The organism is Paenibacillus sp. LjRoot56, assembly GCF_964253335.1.
Classification (GTDB): domain Bacteria; phylum Bacillota; class Bacilli; order Paenibacillales; family NBRC-103111; genus Paenibacillus_E; species Paenibacillus_E allorhizoplanae.
In genome coordinates this window covers 313,606-334,774 of the sequence record NZ_CAXURV020000004.1, presented here as the reverse complement: position 1 = coordinate 334,774, position 21,169 = coordinate 313,606, and the positions used below count along the sequence as shown (strand labels likewise).

Here is a 21,169-nt window from a genome sequence, read left to right as displayed (position 1 = left end):
GGTGAAATATAAATTAACGGTGTTGATACTTTGCTTACTCATGCTAACTGGGTGTTGGAGCAGACGTGAGTTAAATGAGTTGCTTATTGTCCTTGGAGTCGGTGTGGATTGGAAGGATGGCGAGTATTTGGTGTCCTTTCAAGTTGTTAATCCAAGTGAAATATCTGCCCAACGAAGAGGGGGGGATCGTCCGCCTAGCACGCTCTATCAGGGTAGAGGAAAGACAATGTTCGAGGCTGCCAGGTCATTAACAGCAGAGGCACCACGGAAAGTGTACATGGGACATTTGCAATTGTATGTCATTGGAGAGGAATTGGCGAAGCGAGGGGTTAAAGATTTTCTCGATAATTCCGTCCGTGATAATGAATTGCGCATGGATTTTAACATTGTTGTAGCAAGAGGAGATATGGCGGAGAATATTTTGAAACTATTTACACCCGTCGAGAAATTACCTAGTTATAGTATGCAGCAATCACTACAAACCTCACAAAAGTCATGGGCACCGACGGTAGCCATGACGATGGATGAAGCGTTGAATAAGCTGTCTGGCAAAGGTTTCGAACTAGCGTTAACAGGTATTAAATTAATTGGTGATCCTTCTATGGGTAAATCGAAAATGAATGTAGAATTTTTTCAACCTCCCAGCCGGTTCCGCTACACGGGTATCGCAGTTTTTAAAGAAGACAAGTTAATTGGCTGGTTGAATGAGCAGGAAAGTAAAGGATATACAGACATAACAAACAAATTGGATAGTACATCTGTTGAGATTCCCTGTGCTGAACAGAAATATATGGGAATTGAAATTACATCATCGGAATCTAAGTTAAAAGCAAGCGTTCAGAACGGCAAACCTGTGATAGATGTGTCCATTCGTTCGGAAGCGAACATCGTGGGCAGACAATGCAGAGATGTCGATTTGACGGATCCTCAAACGATCAAACGACTAGAGCAAGAAACGAAACAAATCATTCAAGCACATGTGGAAGCTGTCGTTTCACGTGCTAAGAAAATGAAATCGGATATACTCGGTTTTGGTAGTCAGCTCGGAAAGGATCAGCCTGCGTATTGGAAAGAAGTTAAAGATACTTGGAATGATGACATGTTTCTTCAAACAAATGTCAACTACAAGATTGAATTGTTTATTAGAAAAACGGGTACAATTGGGAATTCAACCATGCAATAGGGATTGAGAGAGGACTTGGTCGTGGATGGCGTCAGTACTTACTGTTCTTGCATTAGCCGCAGGTACGTTCTGGCTAGAAGCACCTAAATTATTACGTCAAAATCATAGACGCGAGTTTGTCATTTTCACTATGCTTCTGCTGATAGCAAGTGGCTTGTATGTATTGCTAACATTAGAATTTGTACTACCAAATCCATTCAAAATTATTGAATGGATGTTCGGTTGGATTGTTTAAATTAGGCTGGATGCAGGGACAAGGAGGTTCGAATGAGAACATTTGACAATGCTACCATATCCGTACGCCAATTTACGATTTTAATCATTCTTGGCGTTATTGGAGATTCGATTCTCATTCTGCCGACCATCCTCGCGGCCATTTCCAAACAGGATGCGTGGTTGTCAATGTTGTTAGCCATATGCCTTGGGTTTGTTGTGGCAGGTATATTCGCTAGTATTGCAAACAAGCTTCGTAGGCGAAGACTTTTTAATCTAATCAGACTAAATCTGGGTGTTTGGTTTGGGAGTTTGTTCATCTTTTTATTTCTGTTCGAATTCTATATGTGTTCACTTACTTTGTTAAGTGAGATGAGTCAGTTTATGACAACGCAATTAATGCCTGAAACGCCTATAAATGCCATCATCGTTGTATTCATTTTGGTCATTATTATCGCCTACAGGTATGGTGTCGAAGCGTTTGCACGAATGGGAGAGCTTCTCTTTCCTGTGTTTATGCTTTTATTTCTAGTTCTCTTTGTTTTATTACTGCCTCAAGTGGAATTCTCAAACTTAAAACCTATTGCGGCAGAAGGAATGGGCGTCATTTTCAAGGGAGCTATCATGGCTTTTGTAACTGCTTTTACAGAAATGATTGTACTTCTCATGCTAGTATCCAATGTTGTCGGTTCTACAACACTAACTAAACCAATCTTAATAGGTTACGCAATTGGTGGTGCCATTTTATTTGTCATTGTGATTCTATGTGTACTTGTGTTAGGTCCAAATTTAATGGAAACGAAATATTATCCGACCTTCGTACTCGCACAGAAAATAACGATAGGACATTTCTTGGAGCGGTTAGAGGCAGTTATGGCTTTTCTGTGGTTCATAACGGTGTTTTACAAAACATTGCTCCTCTTTTTCTCCTTGACATCAGGTCTTGCAGAACTGTTTCAGTTGAAGGAGAGTCATATGCTAACAATACCAATTGGCATGCTGCTACTCGTAGGAACAGTTGTGGGTACGCCTAATATTACAGAATATAATGCGATTCTTGAGTCTTACTATGCTTGGTTTGACATTTCTTTTTGTGTCATGATTCCCGCTGTGTTGCTGATCATGTTTTATATCTGTGATCTCCGAGATAAACGAAAAAAGGTACCACGGAACGACACGAAGTTGGGGCCTGAATAATGACACTGAACAAAACCTAATCTCAGGAGGACGACCATGGATCAACTATTCAAATTGAAAGAACGCGGGACTTCCGTAGCAATGGAACTAATGGCGGGTGTGACGACATTCCTAACGATGGTTTATATCGTGATCGTAAATCCTGGGATATTAAGCACAACGGGGATGGATTTCCATGGTGTTTTCATGGCTACAGTACTTGCAAGTATTGTAGCAACACTGATTATGGGGCTCTTTGCCAATTATCCGATTGTGATTGCACCAGGTATGGGATTAAACGCTTATTTTGCATTTACTGTTGTGGGAGGGAATGGGGTGCCATGGCAAATCGCATTAGGAGCTGTTTTTATCGCTGGAGTTTTGTTCATTGTACTGTCGCTCACTTCTTTTCGTTATGTATTACTCGATGCGATTCCCACTAGCCTAAAACACGCCATTACTGCAGGAATTGGACTCTTTATCACCTTCATTGGTTTACAAAATGCGAAAATTATTGTGAGCTCTCCAGCAACCTTACTCACGTTAGGCAATTTGAGGGAGCCCATGACGGCACTTACCTTGATCGGACTCATCATTTCACTTGTATTACTGGCGTATCAGGTACGCGGATATTTATTCTTCGGCATGCTGATCACTGCCGTACTTGCATGGATATATGGGCTATTAGCTTTGCCAGATACCTTCGTGGCAGCTCCAACGGGATTAGTGGCTACGGCTTTTCAACTTGATATCAAGGGTGTTTTTACAAGTGGGTTATATGCGGTTATTTTCACATTCCTGTTGATCACATTATTTGATACGACAGGTACCATGTTAGGTGTTGCTGAGCAGGCTGGCCTTCTTAAAGAGAATAAATTTCCTCGTTCGAGAGGTGCTCTTCTGGCAGATGCGGTTGGCACCACAACGGGGGCATTACTGGGTACAAGTCCAACCTCCGCTTATATCGAATCCAGTTCAGGTGTCGCAGTTGGTGGAAGAACAGGATTGACTGCTGTTATTGTAAGTCTGCTATTGGCGTTGACCTTATTGTTCTCACCGATTATTGCTGTTCTTGCGAGTATACCGGCCATAACGGCACCTACTTTAATCATTGTGGGTTTCCTCATGATGAATGTGTTGCGACAAATTGAGTGGCAGGACCTGGAGGAGGCGTTTCCAGCATTTTTGATCGTTGTTCTGATGCCATTGACCTACAGTATAGCCACGGGGATTGGCATTGGATTCATTGTCTACCCGATACTCAAAGTCATTCGCGGCAAAAGAAAGGACGTACATCCTATTTTCTATCTTTTTGCGATGTTGTTTTTTGTTCAAATCGTATTTTTCACTCATTAACTATAAATGAATGAATATGTCGTAAAGCAGGCGCCGCGGCGTACTGCTTTTTAGTTTTTCTATCATCTCTCAATTGGGCAAAACATGATCCGCTTTCATACCATGCCTTTCTGGACAAGGAACATAAACTATCTAGAACTACTATAGTGAGAGAGTGGTGCAGATGGGGAAAGGGCTACTCGCAGAAATTGCGATCAAATATGATTTGTCAATTCAACAGGTTGAACTCATTCGTAAAACTTCACGTTCTTATGTTATGAAAATCATTGCGCACCAAGGCTGTTTTATATTGAAAAGGATGCAAATGGAGGAGCACGGCTTGCAGTTCATGGTAAATACCGAAGAATTTCTTAGATGCCGGGGCATTCATATTCCGACCGTTTATCAGACAAATGAGAACAAGCATTACGTGAAGTATAAAGGTTATTTCTATGTCCTTCAGGAATGGATTTGTGCCGTACCTTATCCACTGATTAACTTAGACCAAGTAGTTCGGTTAGCTGATTTATTGGGCAGGATGCATGCGATATCCAAAGAGTTTCAAGATTCTCATAGTCAAATCCGGATGGGGGGAGCAAAGTGGGAGCAAGCGTATGAAGAAGCTCTTCACTTTTTGGGAAAATGGAGAGAATCCAATGCATGCGTTGAAGAACCTTGGCGTAAAGCAGTATTTGCTTATATTGATTTTTACATGAGAACGGGTGAGTTTGTAAAGGTACAATTGAAGCAACAGGGGAGTTGCATGTCCTGGGGGGAACCTGACATTCAAGTCGTGCTAAGCCATCATGATTTTCATACTCAAAATATTTTACTGGATGAAGCAGGAAAGATTTATATCATTGATTGGGAATTTGTTCGATATGATTTGCCTTCCAGGGACATGAATCGATTGCTATACGCCATGATCAAGAAGTCGAGAGTTTGGAATCATCAAGCTTTTCTTAAGGTAATGCGAGCCTATCTGAAAAGGAACTTGTTGTCTAAGCGAGAAATGAAGGTGCTCTATCTGGATTTGGCGTTTCCTCACAATCTGTGCCGCAATCTGATTTGTGGCAAATTCAGTCGTATGACTGTGAATCAAATCAATGAGTTATTGCAGAAAGACAAGGAGAAGACGCAATATATGATCGAGTCGTATCTCAACCAATAGCAACGATCAACAATGTGTAGAGAATAAAAAAAGATGTCTCACAAACCATATAGGTTGGGAGACATCTGTGTTAACTAATAAGCTAAAGCGAATAGGCCATGAATATGTGAAAGATAACGAACGTTGCTTGCTTCTTTCATTAGTGTAGCTGGTAAGCCCTTCAACTGTGTGTTCTTACCGCCGATAGTACCAATACCATCTTTACGTCCAAGGCTGCCTAGTGTTCCGGAGAACACAGGTACGAATTTCTCCATGACGCCGCCTTTAAGTTGAACGGACAAATTGTAACCAACCGTCTCACCCATTTGCCAAGCAAGTTGTGCAGTAGGGGGATAAGGTCTTTCACTTCCTTCAGGGAAGACAACTGCGCAATCACCTGCCAAGAAGATATCCTCGTGAGATGTGGATTGCAGTGTCGAAGTTACTGTAGCACGGCCGCGATCTTCTGCGATGCCACAGCTGCCGACAACTTGGTTGCCTTTGACGCCGCCTGTCCAAATAATCGTGCTTGCCTCGATTGTTTGTCCGCTTTTCAACGAAACCGAATTATTCGTAGCTTCTGTGATGGCAACACCCGTCAAGAAGGTAACTCCACGCTTCTCGAGACTTGTGACAGCACGCTCAATGAGAACAGATGGGAATACAGGAAGAATGGAAAGACCTGCTTCCACACAGTAGATGGAGATATCATTGAAATCAATTCCTTTAGCACGGCATACTTCAGGAAGCTTATCTGCGAATTCACCGACGAGCTCAACACCAGTTAAACCACCGCCACCAACGACAATCGTTGCATCCGCCTTATTCCCAGAAGCTTTATAAGCGTCCAAGCGAGCTTCAACATGAGCACGAATTCGGTTAGCGTCAGAAGCTGATTTCAGAATTAAACTGTTCGCTTCCAATCCCGGAATGCCAAAGTAGTTCGTTTCACTGCCAAGCGCTACAACTAGCGCATCGTATTTATGTACAGCACCGCTGCTTGTAAGAACTTGTTTCTCATTTGGTTTAATCTCTTGGATCGTGTCAACCACGATATTGACATTTTTATCGCCTAATAGTTTTTGAAGAGGAAGTGCAACGGCCTGTTCTTTAATCGTGCCGCCTGCTAATCGGTGTAATTCGGTAATGATTTGGTGCGTTGAGAATTTATTGATGATCGTAATGTTAGCTTCTGAAGCTGATAAATGTTTACGTGCGGTTAACGCAGTCAAGAGACCACCGTACCCGCCGCCAAGAATTAGTATTTGTTTAGCCATCGTTACCATCCCTTGTCCGGATTAATTTTTTCGTTCAGCGAGTACGTTCAAGAATGCTTGAGCAAATCGAAGTGTTTTCTGTACTTCAGGGTCTTTCAGCATTTTCAACATACCGAATAGACCGATGGTTGTACCAACGTCAGCTTGCGACCGCTCACCAGCTTCAATAGCTGCCGATGCGATGTTTTTTGCTGTCTCTTGTACTGGCTTTACGAATTCCCCAATACCTTGAGCAAAATCATTGATGAGTACTTTGTCAGTCGCTACGTTTTGTGCAAAATCGTAGGCTTTGGTTAGCATGTTAACCATTTCGGCTAATTTAGGGAGATTATCCACCAGAAGTGTTAACGATTCTTGCACCTCGGGCTTCAGTAATTGGTCAAGTACGTCTAATGATTTGGGTTCAGTAACAATTGAAACGGGTGCTTCTTGAATAGTTGATGTCTGAGACATATGACAAATCCTCCTTTGCGTAAAGAAAACGTATTACATTATTCTACACCTTTTGACAATAAATTTATAAAGGCAGATATTTCAAATTGGTGAACAACTCCTATATAAAACACAACTCGACCTAGAATTAGCTCAGTCTAACTATTTCAGATTGATTTTATACTGAAGTTGTTAACTTGATTGGAAATTGTTGGATCAAATACATAGCCATCACTGGATAGATAAAAGGAGCTGATTAGAGAAGGGCGTCCCTTTCTATTTGGTTGAATATTAATGCATAATATTGCATAATTATTACAAAGTTAAAGTCTTTGTTGAGGAGAATGTAAGATGCACTTGTTATGTGAATCGAACGTAATTGAAGATTATTTAGTTGAATCGAAGGAAGTAAACTATAGCCACATAACGATTAAAGAGAAGGCTGAAGAATTACACGCAGGATCTCTTAACGAGATTGACTTTGTAAAGCGAGCCTTTGTTTTTGTCCGTGACAGCATTGCACATTCTTGGGATATTCAAAGTTCTCGAATTACTTGTAATGCTTCTGAAGTCCTCCATTTTAGCGAAGGCATCTGTTATGCGAAATCGAATTTGTTATGTGCTATTTTAAGAAGTAACGGAATACCAACGGGTTTCTGTTATCAGAGACTTACATTAGGAGATACTCCTGATACAGGTTATTGTGTCCATGCGTTAAATGCTGTTTACTTACATACAATTGGCAAATGGATTCGACTTGATGCACGTGGGAATAAACCAGGCATACATGCGGAATTCTCACTAACTGAAGAGAAATTGGCATTTCCAATCCGCGATGAATATGGCGAAATGGATTATTTGCACATTTATGCAGCTCCGAATCCAAAAACCATTCAATCATTAAAACAAAGTACGGATTGTCTCACGATGTATCAGCTTGGTTTGCCTACTTCTTTGTAGTTAAAAGTGAGATGCAAAGGATATCTCTCATTTACAGCGAATACATTAATTGTAAAATATGTTGTAGATGAGGAAGGTCGTTCACGATGATACTTGGACTATTTTTCTTGGTAGCTATAATTGGCATTATTGCCTCACTTGTTACAACAGGTGCTGGATCAGGTGGTGGGCACCGCAAGTCTCAGTCGAATTTCGACAACCCTACGACTACCATGAATCCCATGCCAATGGATAATCATCATCAACTTCATTTGGATAACAATCAATCAGGTAATTATGATTCGAATGGCAACTCTGCAGATTACAAAAGTGAGAATTGTGACGATCGTAGTACAGGAAGTACGGACAGCGGTAGCAGCTGGAGTTCAGATAGCGGCAGTAGTGGCGGATTTGATAGCGGTGGCAGCAGTGATAGTGGAACAAATAGCAGTACTTAGAGAATCCTTCGGGGTTCTTTTTTGTATTTGTGCATGACAATAAACCTACCGCAGCAATAAGGCAAAAAAAGGGCCTTATTGCTTGCCGTGGGAGCCCGAAGCGCAATCACTCCAAGAATCGTAAGTAATCTTCGCTCTCACTGAGTTCCAATTGGCGGAACGCAAGGGGGGATAGTCCCGCCATTTTATGGAATACCTTCCCGAAGTAGCTCAAGCTGGTATAGCCGCATAGTGCTGCAACGTTTGTAATGGACAGTCCATGATCGCGTAGCAGCTCTGCCGCTTTCTCGATTCGTCGGTTCCGAACATAGTCCATCGGGGTTATGCGGAAGTAGTGGGGGAACATTTTACATAAATAATATTTATCGAGCTGTGCGACTTCTGCTAACCGATCCAAAGTAAGGTCATCAGCAATATGTTCCTGGATATAAGTGGCAACGCGCTTGTAGGCGGAGGGGATTTCTAAACTTGTTGGCACGTTTCCATCCAATAAACAACGATGTAGCGAAAGCATCCATTCATAAATGCGAAGTGAGAGATCAAATCGATCATTTAATTTGTTCTCAGCTGTATCTGAATACAGACGCCATAGAAGTTGAAGAGGAGCTGCATCAGGAAGGATTTCAAAAACAGGCCCATACGTTTGAGGCAAATCTTGTCGCAACCATTCCTCTTTAAACCCCTCGAAACGTATCCAAATAAACTCCCATTGATCGCACAATGACGCATCGAATGCATATTCATGATCGTTAGGGATAGTCACCACAAATGCATGACCTTTCGGGACGGTGTAATGCTCTTTCCCAATCCGAAGTTTACCTGCACCTTTTATTGTCCATTGAAAGATGACCCCTTGCCCGCCGCGCTTTAGTCCATTCCATTGGTAGTTCTCGTCAGTCACCGAGCTGTGTCCGATCGAGAGTAGCTTAAACAGATGGCGATTCGCATCTTCTGTGTATCTAAAGCCATAAGATTTATGCACAATATTTTACCACCATTCTTCAAAATGTTACTATATTTTCTATTCTTTCTAGGATATATAATGTCCGTATTAGATAATATATTACCATAATGGAGGTTGCTGAAGATATGCTGCTTAAGGAATGGCTGGATTGTTATGTTCGTGTCGAAGGGATGTATTTACGGATTGGGAATGCCAAGATTGAACGGTGTTGGTCATTTGCCGGCGGCTGTCCAGTTAATGTCTCTATTCTAGATAAAAATACTAATCAGGAATGGCTCACAGCTGAATCCGATACTCCGATGTTTCAAATTCCAGGAATGTTTAATGACCAGCAGCCGCATGCCATTTTCATCTCAACTTTCGTTGAGAATGACTATGGCGTATCTCAGCCTTATTTACAAACGAATGTAGATATTCACGTTGAAGATATGTCTGCTATCCAACGATTGACATTGAAGATCTATCCTGAAGCACCATTCATTCGACATGAGATAACTGTGATTCAAGACAGTACTGTCCAAAGCAATTATCTCTCATCAGATATGGAGCGATCCCTTGTCTGGAGAAAAGATGATTTCAAAGCAAATAGCAATCTGTCCACTCCTGCACTTCAACTTGACACGAATAATAAGCAACATCACGCTGCGCTGGCTGATTATTGTGAACATATGGTACTTCGAGATCTTCATTGCCGATGGACATCTATTCAATTTCTTGATCAGACGGATACGAATAATAATCTCGTAAGTCGCGACACTGGGTTGTTATACGTCAATGAGAAGCGAAGCTTACGAGGAAATCTGCTGTTTCTTACGAAAACACTGCATGAAAGCGGTTTGTTAATTATTAAAGAAGGTCCAACACAATTGGGGATATTCGGTAACTCTCAGATGGAATTTCAATTTCGCGGGAAACGTTTGAGCCTGGAAGGGACGGGGATCGCTGAAGAAAATCTACGACAAAAAGAAGACATCACCTCTTATGGCGTAACTGTTGGTGTTTACGATGGGACTATGCTCGGTGGATATAACTTGCTTGAAACGTACCATCGGAATCTGCGTCCGCACAATTCGGATAGAGATAGCTTCATAATGAGCAATACATGGGGGGATCGCTCGAAAGATGGCGCCATAAGCGAGTCGTTTTTGATCAAAGAATTGCAGGCGGCAGCCGGCCTTGGACTAAGCATCATGCAAATTGATGACGGTTGGCAGAAAGGGGTAACGAGTAATTCTGTGCATGCAGCAACGAAAGCGAATGGAGGGTTGTGGAGCGATTATTATAGTGGTGATGGGGATTTCTGGGAGATTCACCCGGACAGATTTCCGAACGGACTCGCACCCATCGTTGCACTAGCCAAGGAACTGGGGGTTGCCTTAGGCTTATGGTACTCTCCAGACTCAGTCCATGACTATATGAATTGGGAGAGGGATATTGCTACCTTATTGCATCTCCATCGAAATTACAATATTCGTGCGTTTAAATTAGATGGGATTGAGATACGATCTAAGCTGGGCGAGATTCGTTTATTGAATATGATGCGTTACGTTCAGAAAGCGACCAATGGGCAAGTTGATTTCAATATCGATACGACTGCTCAGAAGAGACTAGGTTACTTTGGGCAAACCCAATATGGAAGTATTTATCTTGAAAATCGCTACACGGATTGGAAAAATTATTATCCTCACTGGACGCTGCGCAATCTTTGGATGTTAGCTCCTTATTTACCATCTTCGAGACTGCAAATGGAATTCTTGAATGTGAATCGCAACATGGATAACTATGCGGAAGATCCTTTAGCTCCGGATGCATGCGGGCAAGTCTATGCTTTCGCAGCAACAGCGTTCTCGAATCCATTAGCCTGGATGGAACTAATGAGATTAACAGATCAGCAAATGGCTTGCTTGTCTAAGATCGTTCAGGCGATGAAGCCTTATCATGCTGAGATCTTAGCTGGACAAGTGTTACCTATAGGTGAAGAACCATCGGGTGCTAGATGGACAGGTTTGCAAAGTATTTGCAGCCCAATGCACGGTTATTTCATCATCTTCCGCGAGCTGCACGAATCCGACACCGCAGTTATGAAACTGTGGGGCTTGAGTGGTGAGTTAAACGTCACCGAGTTGCTGCGAATGGATATAAAAGATGATGTGTTAATTCCGCAAACGCAGCTTCAAGTGGTCTGGGAATCTACACAGCAAGGAGAATATGTAGTTACTCGACCAGCGCCATTTACTTTCATTATGTATCGGTATGACATTTCATCGATTTCCTAATTATTGGCTTATTGGATGAGCAACAAAGAAGAGGTTGGCCCATTGTCTTCAATGACATAGGGCTAACCTCTTTTGTTATCTCGCTTATACGAGTGCCTTCTCATATAGAAAGACGTGGAAACCATCGATGGTAGCTGGACCTTTCTGTTGGTAGCCATTTTTCACAAATAACTTTTGGGCACCGAGTTGATTAGAAAGCGTGTCAAGAATCAGTTGGTTGACGCCGAGTTCTCTAGCTTTTTCCTCTAATTGCGAGAGAATCTGTTGACCATATCCCTTCTTCTGATGACTAGGATGAACACGAAGACGCTTAATTTCGGCTTTGCCATCCTTAAGCAGCTTTAAGCCACCCATGGCCAACACATTACCGTCTAATCCGGTGCCTACCAGAAATTCACCGCCATCTTTCAAATACTGTTCAGGGATATGTAAAATATCATGGTAATGCTGATGAGTAGGTTCTACATTTGCCTCGGAGATGACTAATAAATGAATCCGCCATAAATCATCCGTATCCAACGTGGAGTAACGCCTCGTTTTAATCATAAAGTGTACCTCCTCTTTCCATAAATTTCATAATAGGTATATATGTAATATAAACTAACGTAAAACTGATAACAAATAACCTTTTCTTATGGGTTATCATATTATTTTGAATATATCTGACGAAAACATAGCGATAACTGACATGGGATTGCAGTTGGATGAGATTTCTAATGAGAGCATAACAAATGTGTCTTTAAGAAATCAGCGAAGTTGAGTTTGTTTTTATGGTGAATTAGATGACATAACTGTAAAAATGAATAATCCCACATTCATTTTTGTTATATAACATGACATTATGGTTGATATTTAGTTAATTTATCGATGTTTAAATTAAAGGTTGAATGAAGTGGAAGCGGAAACATCAATCTAAAGACGTATGAAAATTAATGAAATATATGTAATTGTTCGTGTTTTTCAAATTCGATGTGCTTATTTACAACGAATTGGCAAATTTTTGTTGAAAAAAACGATGTAACAGCGTATATTGGTAACAAGAAATAAATGTTAGATAATTTTACATGAAAAAGCGATTATTCATTTTACAACACAATTTAGATATAACATTACTCATCATGTTAGTTTAATTCGAATGGGAGCGTGACATAGGATGAAGAAAAAAATAGTTTTGGTTGGAAATGGTATGGCTGGTGTTAATTGTATTGAGCAATTGCTAAAACTTGCACCTAACTCATATGAAATCACGATCTTTGGGAAAGAACCGCATCCAAACTATAACCGTATCCTGCTCTCATCTGTATTGGCTGGAGATGCAGATATGAAGGATATCGTCATTAATGATTGGTCTTGGTACACGGATAACAACATTACCTTGCACACGGGTCATACCGTTAACAAGATAGATACAGAACGCAAGCTCGTTAGTACAGATCATGGAATCACGGTAGCCTATGATGAATTGATTCTGGCAACTGGATCGCTGCCATTCATGTTGCCGCTGCCCGGTGCAGACAAAGAAGGTGTGATTGCATTCCGCGACATTGCAGATTGCGAGACGATGATGGAAACCGCCAAGAATTACAAAAGAGCCGTAGTTATTGGAGGCGGTCTACTCGGGCTTGAAGCGGCGCGCGGATTGCTGAACTTGAATATGGAAGTTTCCGTCGTTCATATCAACGAATATTTAATGAATCTTCAACTCGACAGAACCGCATCCACGATGTTGCAACAAGAATTAGAACAACAAGGGATGAAGTTCCTGCTTAAGAAAAATAGTGAAACCATTTTAGGTAAGAAACGAGTTACTGGACTTCGCTTCACGGATGGTTCAGAGGTAGATGCTGATCTTATCGTGATGGCTGTTGGGATTAGACCTAACATGGCACTGGCGAAGAACAGTGGCATTGAGATCAATCGAGGCATCGTAGTCAATGATTTCCTTGAAACGAGTGTCCCACATATTTACTCCATTGGTGAATGTACGGAGCATCGAGGTGTTGCATACGGTCTAGTGGCACCGCTATATGAGCAAGGAGCAGTTCTAGCGAAGCGTTTAGCAGGTGTTAGTACAGATGGCTATCAGGGTTCCGTCGTTTCTACAAAGCTCAAAGTTTCTGGTGTTGACGTCTTCTCCGCAGGTGAATATGCGGATAAACCAGGTACGCGTGCTGTGCGTGTACAAGATGATTTTGATGGCATCTATAAGAAAGTTGTCATTCGTGAGGGGAAAGTGATCGGGGCTGTCTTGTTCGGTGACATCAGCGATGGTTCCAGACTGTTCGCAATGATTCGCAATGGTGAGGATGTAACGGGCAAAGAAAAGACGGTACTCCTTGGCGATGGTGGAGGCAAGACGAAGTCAGGTGTTGATCTAGTTGCTGGCATGAGCGCAGATGAAATCGTATGTGGCTGTAATGGTGTTTCCAAAGGGGCCATTGTCCAAGCGATTCAAGAGAAAGGCTGCTCCAGCGTTAATGATATCAAAGCTTGTACCAAAGCTTCCGCTTCTTGCGGAGGGTGTAAGCCGCTAGTAGCTGATGTGCTTACTTATGTCCTTGGAGCAGACGGTGTGAAGACCGTCAAGGAAGGGATTTGTGGTTGTACAACGCTCGGGCGTGACGAAGTTGTTGAAGCGATCCGCACCATGCAGCTTACGACGACGAAAGAAGTGATGAACGTTCTCGAATGGTCCAATACAGAAGGTTGCTCCAAGTGCCGTCCAGCATTGAATTACTATCTGGGAATGGTGTGGCCAGAAGAGCATGAGGACGAAAGAGAGTCTCGTTTCGTGAACGAGCGTAATCACGCGAACATTCAGAAGGATGGCACGTACTCTGTTGTTCCGAGAATGTATGGTGGCGTAACGACTCCGAAGGACTTAAAGAAAATTGCTGAAATCGCTGAGAAATATGAAGTTCCCCTAGTGAAAGTGACAGGCGGACAGCGTATCGATTTGCTCGGTGTGAAGAAAGAGGACCTGCCTGGCATGTGGGCTGATCTAGATATGCCTTCAGGGTATGCATACGGTAAATCACTTCGTACAGTGAAAACATGCGTGGGCTCCACGTTCTGCCGCTTTGGTACACAAGATGCGATCGGCATGGGCATTCAACTTGAGAAGAAGTTCGAACGGCTGTATACACCAGCTAAGGTTAAAATGGCTGTCTCAGGTTGCCCGCGTAACTGTGCGGAGGCGACAATCAAAGATTTTGGTGTAGTCGCCATTGATGGTGGCTGGGAACTCCATGTTGGCGGTAACGGAGGAACGAAGCTGCGTGGAACTGATCTTTTATGCAAAGTGAAGACGGAAGAGGAAGTGCTCGAATGGTCTGGTGCTTACCTGCAATACTATCGGGAAACCGGGAAGTACAATGAGCGCACATCGGAATGGTTGGAGCGCGTAGGTCTAGAGACCATTAAGACAACACTTTCGTCAAGCGAAGATCGCGCTGCATTCAACGACCGCATTAATAAAGCATTATCCCTGCTGAAAGATCCTTGGAAAGAGATTATTGAAGAAAAGGCACTCCGTCAAACATTTTCACCCATTGAAGAGCAATCGGCAGCGTCGATTTTGAAATAGAAGGGATGAGGCATATGAAAAGGGTACACATTGGCCATATTTCAGAAATTGCAGTAAAAAGATCGCGAGTTGTACGAATCGGCGACTTAGAAATTGCTGTGTTCAAACTTTCAGACGGAGTCATCAAAGCTATTGAAAATCGCTGCCCGCACAAAGCGGGTAAGCTTTCCGAAGGTATTGTTTGTGATCATCATGTATTTTGCCCCTTGCATGATTGGAAGATAGATCTGCACAACGGACTTGTTCAGGCACCGGATGATGGCTGTGTGGCCAAATTCGAGGTTGAGATCGAAGAAGTGAGTGGAGAAATGTATTTGCATATTTCAGAAGAAAGTATCTTGGCATCATAGCAAAGGGGTGTACGGAATCATGCGACATAATGGATCAGCAGTTGCTTTAGGATTATCCACGTTAGCTATGATGGCATCCTTTGTGATCTGGGGCGTTTTTTCACCTATAGCTGGACAAATTCAAGAATTATTTCAGTTAAGCACGATACAAAAAAGTTTCTTAATCGCAACGCCTGTGCTGCTCGGTTCCATCATGCGAATCCCGATGGGGATATATACAGATCGTTTCGGTGGTAAACGTGTATTCACGATCACAATGCTCTTTCTTACGATTCCACTTCTGTTTGCGGGTTTTGTGCACTCTTACTGGATGTTGCTGCTTTGCGCACTTTTTATTGGGATGGCGGGGACGACCTTTGCCATTTCCCTTACATATGTTTCTAGATGGTTTCCTCCTGAACGACAAGGTTTGGTACTTGGATTAGCGGGCCTAGGTAATCTAGGCGGTGCGGCTGCGAGCTTTTCATTGCCCTTCGTGTTTAACCAATACGGTTTCCAATGGGTGTTCTGGAGTCTCGCAATCATGATCGTGCTGGTAACGGCTATCTTCTGGATCGGAACGAAGGATTTACCCGCTCCCCCTCAAAAGAAGACATTTAAACAATCGATGGTAGTCCTGAAGGATCAATCAACCTGGTATTTATCATTTTTCTATTTTCTAACATTCGGTGGGTTCGTTGCATTTGGCGCCTACTTGCCTACGTTTCTCAAGGATCTATTTCATTTATCAGCCACGGATGCAGGATTGAAAACGGCAGGATTTGTCGTTATTGCGACGCTCATTCGTCCTTTAGGTGGCTATCTAGCAGACCGTATTGGATCACGTAGTGTACTTGTAGTGGTATTTACAGGTATGATCATAACTTCGATTGCATTGTCAGCGTCCCTGCATCAATTCACTTTCTTTAGTGTCTGTTGTCTAGTAGCGGCTACCTTGCTTGGTATTGGGAATGGCGCCGTGTTCAAAATGGTTCCCGAAGTTTCTTCGGGTAATACGGGAGCTGTTACTGGAATTGTTGGTGCAGCAGGCGGTTTAGGTGGATTTTTCCCGCCAATTGTATTAGGGATTGTAAAAGATTTATCAGGTGCTTATACGTTGGGATTTGTCTTGCTTATGGTATTCGCGTGCGCTTGTCTTTGGATGAATCTTGCAACGAGACGCATGGTGTTGAACAAACAACGAACGTTAGCATCGTAGCGGGGTTATCTACGGATAGGAACATGAGTACTTCAGCATGGGAATGTGGAGGTCATTAGGCTATGGGGAAACAAAAACTTGTCTTAATAGGAAACGGAATGGCTGGCGTTCGCTGTGTGGAAGAAATTCTCGTACTTGCGCCAGATCGATTCGAAATCACAATCTTCGGTAGTGAACCGCATCCCAATTATAATCGGATTATGTTGTCGAAAGTGCTTCAAGGAAGTACAGCTATCAATGACATTACCATTAATGATTGGCAATGGTATGAAGATAAAGGGATTACACTTTACGCTGGGGATCCCGTGATAAGTATTGATACCTCCAAACGAAGAGTCGTGAGCGAAAAAGGGCGGACAGTTGATTATGATCAATTGATTCTTGCCACGGGTTCGTTACCATTCATGCTTCCTTTACCTGGTGCAGATAAACCGGGTGTGACGGCATTCCGCGATATTAATGATTGCAATAAAATGGTAGAAGCATCCAAAAAATATAAGAAAGCCGTTGTTATCGGCGGTGGCCTACTTGGTCTTGAAGCAGCTCGCGGCTTGCTTAATTTGGGGATGGATGTTCATGTCGTTCATATATACCACCATTTGATGGAGCGCCAACTAAGTCCGACTTCAGCAGGGATGTTGCGGAGAGAGTTGGAGAAACAAGGGATGAAATTTCTACTTGAGAAGCAGACTGAGAAAATTCTGGGTAAGAAACGAGTAGAAGGTCTCCTATTCAAAGATGGAAGCAAAGTCGAGGCAGATTTGATCGTCATAGCAGTTGGTGTACGTCCCAATATTAAGCTTGCGGCAGACAGTGGCATAGATACGAATCGTGCAATCATGGTTGATGATTATATGGAAACGAATGTGCCAGGAGTGTATGCGGTCGGGGAGTGCGCAGAGCATCGTAATATGGTATATGGACTGGTAGCTCCTTTATATGAACAAGGTAAAGTACTCGCTAAGAAAATATGCGGCCTAGAAACCGAAGGCTATCAAGGGTCCATATTGTATTCCCAATTAAAAGTATCAGGTGTAGAAGTATTCTCAGCAGGAGAAATTCGTGATTCCGAAATTACAACGTCACTGAAAGTGATAGATGGTATTAAAAACACGTATAAGAAGATTGCTGTACGTAATAACAAAATCGTTGGAGCCGTCCTCTTCGGAGACAGCAGTGAGGGTAACAAACTGCTCGGCTACATTAAACAACAAGCGGACGTGTCTGTGTTGGAGGAAGCGTCGGCAGTAGGTGGCGGAGCAGACGAAGCCTATGCGTCCTCATTGGCGCTAACGGCAACCGTATGCTCTTGCAACGGTGTAACCAAGGGCGGCATCCTCGATGCGGTACGTGATAACGGATGCGCGACTGTCGAGGATATTCGCGCATGCACGCGGGCATCGAGCACCTGCGGTGGCTGCAAGCCGCTCGTATCGGCGATGCTGCAGCTGGCGCTGCAGAGCCAGGACGCGCCGGCTGAGCCGAAGGAAACGGTGTGCGGATGCACATCGCACAGCCATGATGAGCTGCGCGACGCTGTGCGCAGCGCAAGCTTCGAGACCGCGCATGAAGCTATGCAGGCGCTAGGTTGGAGCAAGGTGGACGGATGCGCGATATGCCGTCCGGCTGTGCAGTATTACATCGGCCAGACACGTGGTGCTGCTGCCGATAAGGTTAGTGCTGAATCGTTGTCGTTGGATTCATCAGCGAGCTTGCTCGCTGATGGCACGTATGCCATCACGCCGCGCATGTATGGCGGCGTCACGAACGCCGAACAATTAAGGCTTCTTGCCGATTTGATCGATAAATATCGCGTCCCGTTAGTGAAACTAACAGGCGGTGCGCATCTCGATCTACTAGGTATTCCTAAGGAGCAAGTCAATGACATCGGTGCTGAGATTGGCCACCGGGCATCGACTGCCCCATCATACGGTAGAATGATCACCTCTGTTGCAACATGCGCAGGAAAAGATTACGATCGAAGTGCACTTCAAGATTCCATTCATATGGGTATTAGGCTTGAACAGCGTTTGGAAGGATTGCAAATGCCAACACAGGTAAGTGTTGCGGTTTCCGCGAGTCCCTTGCACCGAGCGGGCACACTTTCCAAGGACTTAGGACTTGTAGGTGTCCCAGGTGGCTGGGAAATCTATGTTGGAGGCAGCGGAGGTACGAAGCTTCGTCAAGCTGAGTTATTCTGTATGGAACCCAATGAGGAGACAGTGCTCGATCTAGCAACCGTAATTCTTCAATGGTACCGTGAAGAAGCGAATTTCGGTGAAACGACAGGTCAATGGGTTGAACGTAAAGGGATTACGCAGCTTCGTGAACATATATTCAATCTTACAATACGTATGGAACTACTTAGTAGATGGCAGATAGAGAGCAAGATGATCGAATATCAGCAAGTAAATTCGCAGCCGACAGCTGCATTGGCCAGGTGAGCTTATGAGTCTATTTGCACAGCAAGATCAAGTCGTTACTGATTCTTTACATGTGATTGATACGCAATGCCCCTTTTGCAGTGTGCAGTGCAAAATGCAAGTCATCGAAGATCGCAGCGCATCTGATGGAAAGTCTGTATATTCTATTGTGCCTAAGCCAAATCAAGCATCTGAAGGCCGTCTTTGCATCAAAGGAATGAACGCCTATCAGCATGTGCTAACAGGAGAACGACTGCTCCATCCGATGGTAAAGCGAAATGGTCGGTTCGAGCAAATTACTTGGCATGACGCCTATGAGCTGATCGCAAGTCAATTTAACAGCCTCCGCGAAGCGTATGGTAATCACACAGTAGGGTTATATGGCGGCGGTTCGCTCACGAATGAATCTGCTTATTTATTAGGCAAATTCGCGCGTGTTGCGTTGCAAACGAAGTACATTGATTATAATGGCAGGTTCTGTATGTCAGCCGCTGCATCAGCTGGTGTTAAAGTATTCGGGATGGATCGAGGATTAACGAACCAACTATCGGACATTGAATTAGCCGAGTGTATCATACTGGCAGGTACGAACATTGCGGAGTGTCAACCGACGTTGATGCCTTATTTTACAAGAGCCAAAGAGAAGGGTGCTATCATCATAGCAATTGATCCGCGTGAAACGGGAACTACGCGTATCGCCGATATTCATTTACGTGTGAAGCCTGGCATGGATGCGACTTTGGCCAATGGGATGCTCAAAGTTCTGCTTGAGGAGAGTTGCTTAGACGAAGAATTCGTAGCTAATCGGACTACAGGCTTCATGGAACTGAAAGCGCATCTTGACTCGCTTGATATGGAAGAAATTTCCCGCTTAACCGGAGTGCCAGCTCAGTTGATTCGTAAGGCCGCATTGAGTTACGGGAAAGCGAAAACTGGCATGGTGTTTACAGCTAGAGGCGTGGAGCAGCAAACGGATGGCCATATGGCGGTTCGCAACTTCCTGAATCTCGTACTTCTTACAGGTAAAATCGGCAAACCTGGCTGCGGCTATGGGGCTGTCACAGGTCAGGGGAACGGGCAAGGCGGAAGGGAGCATGGTCAAAAAGCGGATCAACTTCCAGGCTACCGGCTTATTGAAAATCCAGAGGATCGCGCTTATGTGGCGAATGTGTGGGGCATAGATCCGAGTGAACTGCCAGGCAAAGGTGTATCTGCTTATGAAATGATGGAGAAGGTTCACGAACAGAAGATTCGGGCGTTATTCGTGATGGGCTCGAATCCACTCGTCTCGAACCCCAACGCAAACTTCGTTGAAGAAGGGTTGAAGAAGCTCGATTTCCTTGTGGTTGCAGACTTTCTTATCTCCGAAACGGCTCAGTTAGCTGATCTGATTTTACCGGTAACGGCCTATTTAGAGAATGGCGGGACGTTAACTAACTTGGAGGGACGCGTGCTTCTACGAGAGGCTGGTCGTCCTGCACCTGGAGAAGCTAAGCATGATTGGCAGGTTCTTTGTGAGCTCGCCGAGAAGCTTGGGAGAGGGAAGTTCTTTCCATTCGGACAGGTGGAAGATGTCTTTAATGAGCTTCGACTTGCAAGTCGCGGTGGAACAGCTGACTACTATGGCATTAGCTATGAGCGATTGCGGAAGGAAGAAGGCGTCTATTGGCCTTGTCCAGAAGAAGCGCATCCTGGTGCAAAACGCTTATTCGAATCCTCATTTCCACTTCCAGCAGGAAGAGCGCTTCTCACTACTGTGGAGAATCATCTGCCCAAGGAACAGACTAGCGAGGATTTCCCACTGTATTTGACCACTGGCCGAGTACTCGTGCATTATCTTACAGGTGTGCAAACCCGCAAAAGTCCATCATTAGCCGCGAGAGATGTGGAATCCTTCATGGAGATCCATCCTAGAACTGCGAAAAAGCACCATATCAAAGATGCTACACTTGTGAAGTTGACCTCCAAACGCGGTGAAATTTATGTGCGTAGTCGCTATAGTGACGCTATTCGCGAAGATACCGTGTTCGTGCCTATGCATTGGGGCGATACGCAAAACGTTAATAAATTGACGAATGATGCGCTCGATCCAACTTGCAAAATGCCAGGGTTTAAAGTATGTGCGGTAAAGGTAAGTCCCTTAGTATCGGAATATGTATAAAATGAAGAAACCGAACTCGTCGATCGTTTGCAGCGATGAGTTCGGTTT

General features: G+C 43.7%; 17 protein-coding genes. 13 read left to right on the top strand and 4 right to left on the bottom strand.

Translation table 11 applies throughout. From position 1 onward, the window contains the following. Position 1: 1 nt before the first annotated feature. From ACSQ8O_RS27185 to ACSQ8O_RS27165, 5 genes are all read left to right on the top strand, one after another. A complete protein-coding gene (locus tag ACSQ8O_RS27185) occupies positions 2-1,183 on the top strand; it encodes a Ger(x)C family spore germination protein (RefSeq protein WP_436244218.1) in 1,182 nt (393 codons plus the stop codon). Positions 1,184-1,208: 25 nt separating this feature from the next. Then, on the top strand, positions 1,209-1,418 hold the full coding sequence (locus ACSQ8O_RS27180) for a hypothetical protein (RefSeq protein WP_436244217.1): 210 nt from the start codon (positions 1,209-1,211) through the stop codon (positions 1,416-1,418). A gap of 32 nt (positions 1,419-1,450) precedes the next feature. After that, positions 1,451-2,593: a GerAB/ArcD/ProY family transporter gene (locus tag ACSQ8O_RS27175; protein WP_436244216.1), complete on the top strand. Its 1,143-nt coding sequence runs from the start codon at positions 1,451-1,453 to the stop codon at positions 2,591-2,593. Between the two features lie 36 nt (positions 2,594-2,629). Then, positions 2,630-3,928 (top strand): NCS2 family permease, encoded by a 1,299-nt coding sequence (locus tag ACSQ8O_RS27170; protein WP_436244215.1) that lies wholly within the window; start codon positions 2,630-2,632, stop codon positions 3,926-3,928. Between the two features lie 163 nt (positions 3,929-4,091). Further along, positions 4,092-5,078, top strand: coding sequence for a phosphotransferase (locus tag ACSQ8O_RS27165; protein WP_436244214.1), 987 nt, complete (start codon positions 4,092-4,094; stop codon positions 5,076-5,078). 74 nt (positions 5,079-5,152) lie between these two features. Here the strand turns inward: ACSQ8O_RS27165 and ACSQ8O_RS27160 are convergent, their stop codons facing one another. Both ACSQ8O_RS27160 and ACSQ8O_RS27155 read right to left on the bottom strand, forming a co-directional pair. Then, the gene (locus ACSQ8O_RS27160) at positions 5,153-6,334 is read right to left on the bottom strand and encodes an NAD(P)/FAD-dependent oxidoreductase (RefSeq protein ID WP_236284500.1); all 1,182 of its coding nucleotides are present in this window, start codon (positions 6,332-6,334) and stop codon (positions 5,153-5,155) included. 21 nt (positions 6,335-6,355) lie between these two features. Continuing rightward, positions 6,356-6,787, bottom strand: coding sequence for a DUF1641 domain-containing protein (locus ACSQ8O_RS27155; protein WP_056621524.1), 432 nt, complete (start codon positions 6,785-6,787; stop codon positions 6,356-6,358). A gap of 330 nt (positions 6,788-7,117) precedes the next feature. Between ACSQ8O_RS27155 and ACSQ8O_RS27150 the strand changes: the two genes are divergently transcribed. Both ACSQ8O_RS27150 and ACSQ8O_RS27145 read left to right on the top strand, forming a co-directional pair. Next, complete coding sequence (locus tag ACSQ8O_RS27150; protein WP_436244213.1) at positions 7,118-7,726, top strand: transglutaminase-like domain-containing protein; 609 nt, start codon at positions 7,118-7,120, stop codon at positions 7,724-7,726. Positions 7,727-7,833: 107 nt separating this feature from the next. Further along, positions 7,834-8,163, top strand: coding sequence for a hypothetical protein (locus ACSQ8O_RS27145; protein WP_436244212.1), 330 nt, complete (start codon positions 7,834-7,836; stop codon positions 8,161-8,163). Between the two features lie 106 nt (positions 8,164-8,269). Here the strand turns inward: ACSQ8O_RS27145 and ACSQ8O_RS27140 are convergent, their stop codons facing one another. Further along, positions 8,270-9,145 carry an AraC family transcriptional regulator gene (locus ACSQ8O_RS27140; RefSeq protein WP_436244211.1) on the bottom strand — a complete coding sequence of 292 codons (876 nt, stop codon included), beginning with the start codon at positions 9,143-9,145 and terminating at the stop codon, positions 8,270-8,272. 107 nt (positions 9,146-9,252) lie between these two features. Here ACSQ8O_RS27140 and ACSQ8O_RS27135 point away from each other — a divergent pair, with 107 nt between their 5' ends. Continuing rightward, positions 9,253-11,403 (top strand): alpha-galactosidase, encoded by a 2,151-nt coding sequence (locus tag ACSQ8O_RS27135; protein ID WP_436244210.1) that lies wholly within the window; start codon positions 9,253-9,255, stop codon positions 11,401-11,403. A gap of 84 nt (positions 11,404-11,487) precedes the next feature. Here ACSQ8O_RS27135 and ACSQ8O_RS27130 read toward each other — a convergent pair whose 3' ends face one another. Continuing rightward, positions 11,488-11,949, bottom strand: a complete 462-nt coding sequence (locus ACSQ8O_RS27130; RefSeq protein ID WP_436244209.1) for a GNAT family N-acetyltransferase — start codon at positions 11,947-11,949, stop codon at positions 11,488-11,490. Positions 11,950-12,556: 607 nt separating this feature from the next. Between ACSQ8O_RS27130 and nirB (ACSQ8O_RS27125) the strand changes: the two genes are divergently transcribed. The 5 genes from nirB (ACSQ8O_RS27125) to nasC all read left to right on the top strand — a co-directional run bounded on the left by nirB (ACSQ8O_RS27125) (position 12,557) and on the right by nasC (position 21,121). Then, the gene (gene nirB, locus ACSQ8O_RS27125; protein WP_436244208.1) at positions 12,557-14,989 is read left to right on the top strand and encodes a nitrite reductase large subunit NirB; all 2,433 of its coding nucleotides are present in this window, start codon (positions 12,557-12,559) and stop codon (positions 14,987-14,989) included. A 14-nt stretch (positions 14,990-15,003) separates the two neighbouring features. After that, entirely contained in the window at positions 15,004-15,339 is a 336-nt protein-coding gene (gene nirD / locus ACSQ8O_RS27120; protein WP_436244207.1) for a nitrite reductase small subunit NirD, read from the top strand. Positions 15,340-15,358: 19 nt separating this feature from the next. Then, entirely contained in the window at positions 15,359-16,537 is a 1,179-nt protein-coding gene (locus ACSQ8O_RS27115) for an MFS transporter (RefSeq protein WP_436244206.1), read from the top strand. A 62-nt stretch (positions 16,538-16,599) separates the two neighbouring features. Next, entirely contained in the window at positions 16,600-18,981 is a 2,382-nt protein-coding gene (gene nirB, locus ACSQ8O_RS27110; protein ID WP_436244205.1) for a nitrite reductase large subunit NirB, read from the top strand. Positions 18,982-18,985: 4 nt separating this feature from the next. Next, positions 18,986-21,121, top strand: coding sequence for an assimilatory nitrate reductase catalytic subunit NasC (gene nasC / locus ACSQ8O_RS27105; protein WP_436244204.1), 2,136 nt, complete (start codon positions 18,986-18,988; stop codon positions 21,119-21,121). Positions 21,122-21,169: the final 48 nt, after the last annotated feature.

Bases quoted from the DNA above. Each gene is read 5' to 3' on its own strand.
- ACSQ8O_RS27170 (WP_436244215.1), top strand. From the start codon at position 2,630: ATGGATCAACTATTCAAATTGAAAGAACGCGGGACTTCCGTAGCAATG.
- nirB (WP_436244208.1), top strand. From the start codon at position 12,557: ATGAAGAAAAAAATAGTTTTGGTTGGAAATGGTATGGCTGGTGTTAAT.
- ACSQ8O_RS27175 (WP_436244216.1), top strand. From the start codon at position 1,451: ATGAGAACATTTGACAATGCTACCATATCCGTACGCCAATTTACGATT.
- nirB (WP_436244205.1), top strand. From the start codon at position 16,600: ATGGGGAAACAAAAACTTGTCTTAATAGGAAACGGAATGGCTGGCGTT.
- ACSQ8O_RS27135 (WP_436244210.1), top strand. From the start codon at position 9,253: ATGCTGCTTAAGGAATGGCTGGATTGTTATGTTCGTGTCGAAGGGATG.
- ACSQ8O_RS27150 (WP_436244213.1), top strand. From the start codon at position 7,118: ATGCACTTGTTATGTGAATCGAACGTAATTGAAGATTATTTAGTTGAA.
- ACSQ8O_RS27115 (WP_436244206.1), top strand. From the start codon at position 15,359: ATGCGACATAATGGATCAGCAGTTGCTTTAGGATTATCCACGTTAGCT.
- ACSQ8O_RS27180 (WP_436244217.1), top strand. From the start codon at position 1,209: ATGGCGTCAGTACTTACTGTTCTTGCATTAGCCGCAGGTACGTTCTGG.
- ACSQ8O_RS27130 (WP_436244209.1), bottom strand. From the start codon at position 11,949: ATGATTAAAACGAGGCGTTACTCCACGTTGGATACGGATGATTTATGG.
- nirD (WP_436244207.1), top strand. From the start codon at position 15,004: ATGAAAAGGGTACACATTGGCCATATTTCAGAAATTGCAGTAAAAAGA.
- ACSQ8O_RS27160 (WP_236284500.1), bottom strand. From the start codon at position 6,334: ATGGCTAAACAAATACTAATTCTTGGCGGCGGGTACGGTGGTCTCTTG.
- ACSQ8O_RS27165 (WP_436244214.1), top strand. From the start codon at position 4,092: ATGGGGAAAGGGCTACTCGCAGAAATTGCGATCAAATATGATTTGTCA.
- nasC (WP_436244204.1), top strand. From the start codon at position 18,986: ATGAGTCTATTTGCACAGCAAGATCAAGTCGTTACTGATTCTTTACAT.
- ACSQ8O_RS27155 (WP_056621524.1), bottom strand. From the start codon at position 6,787: ATGTCTCAGACATCAACTATTCAAGAAGCACCCGTTTCAATTGTTACT.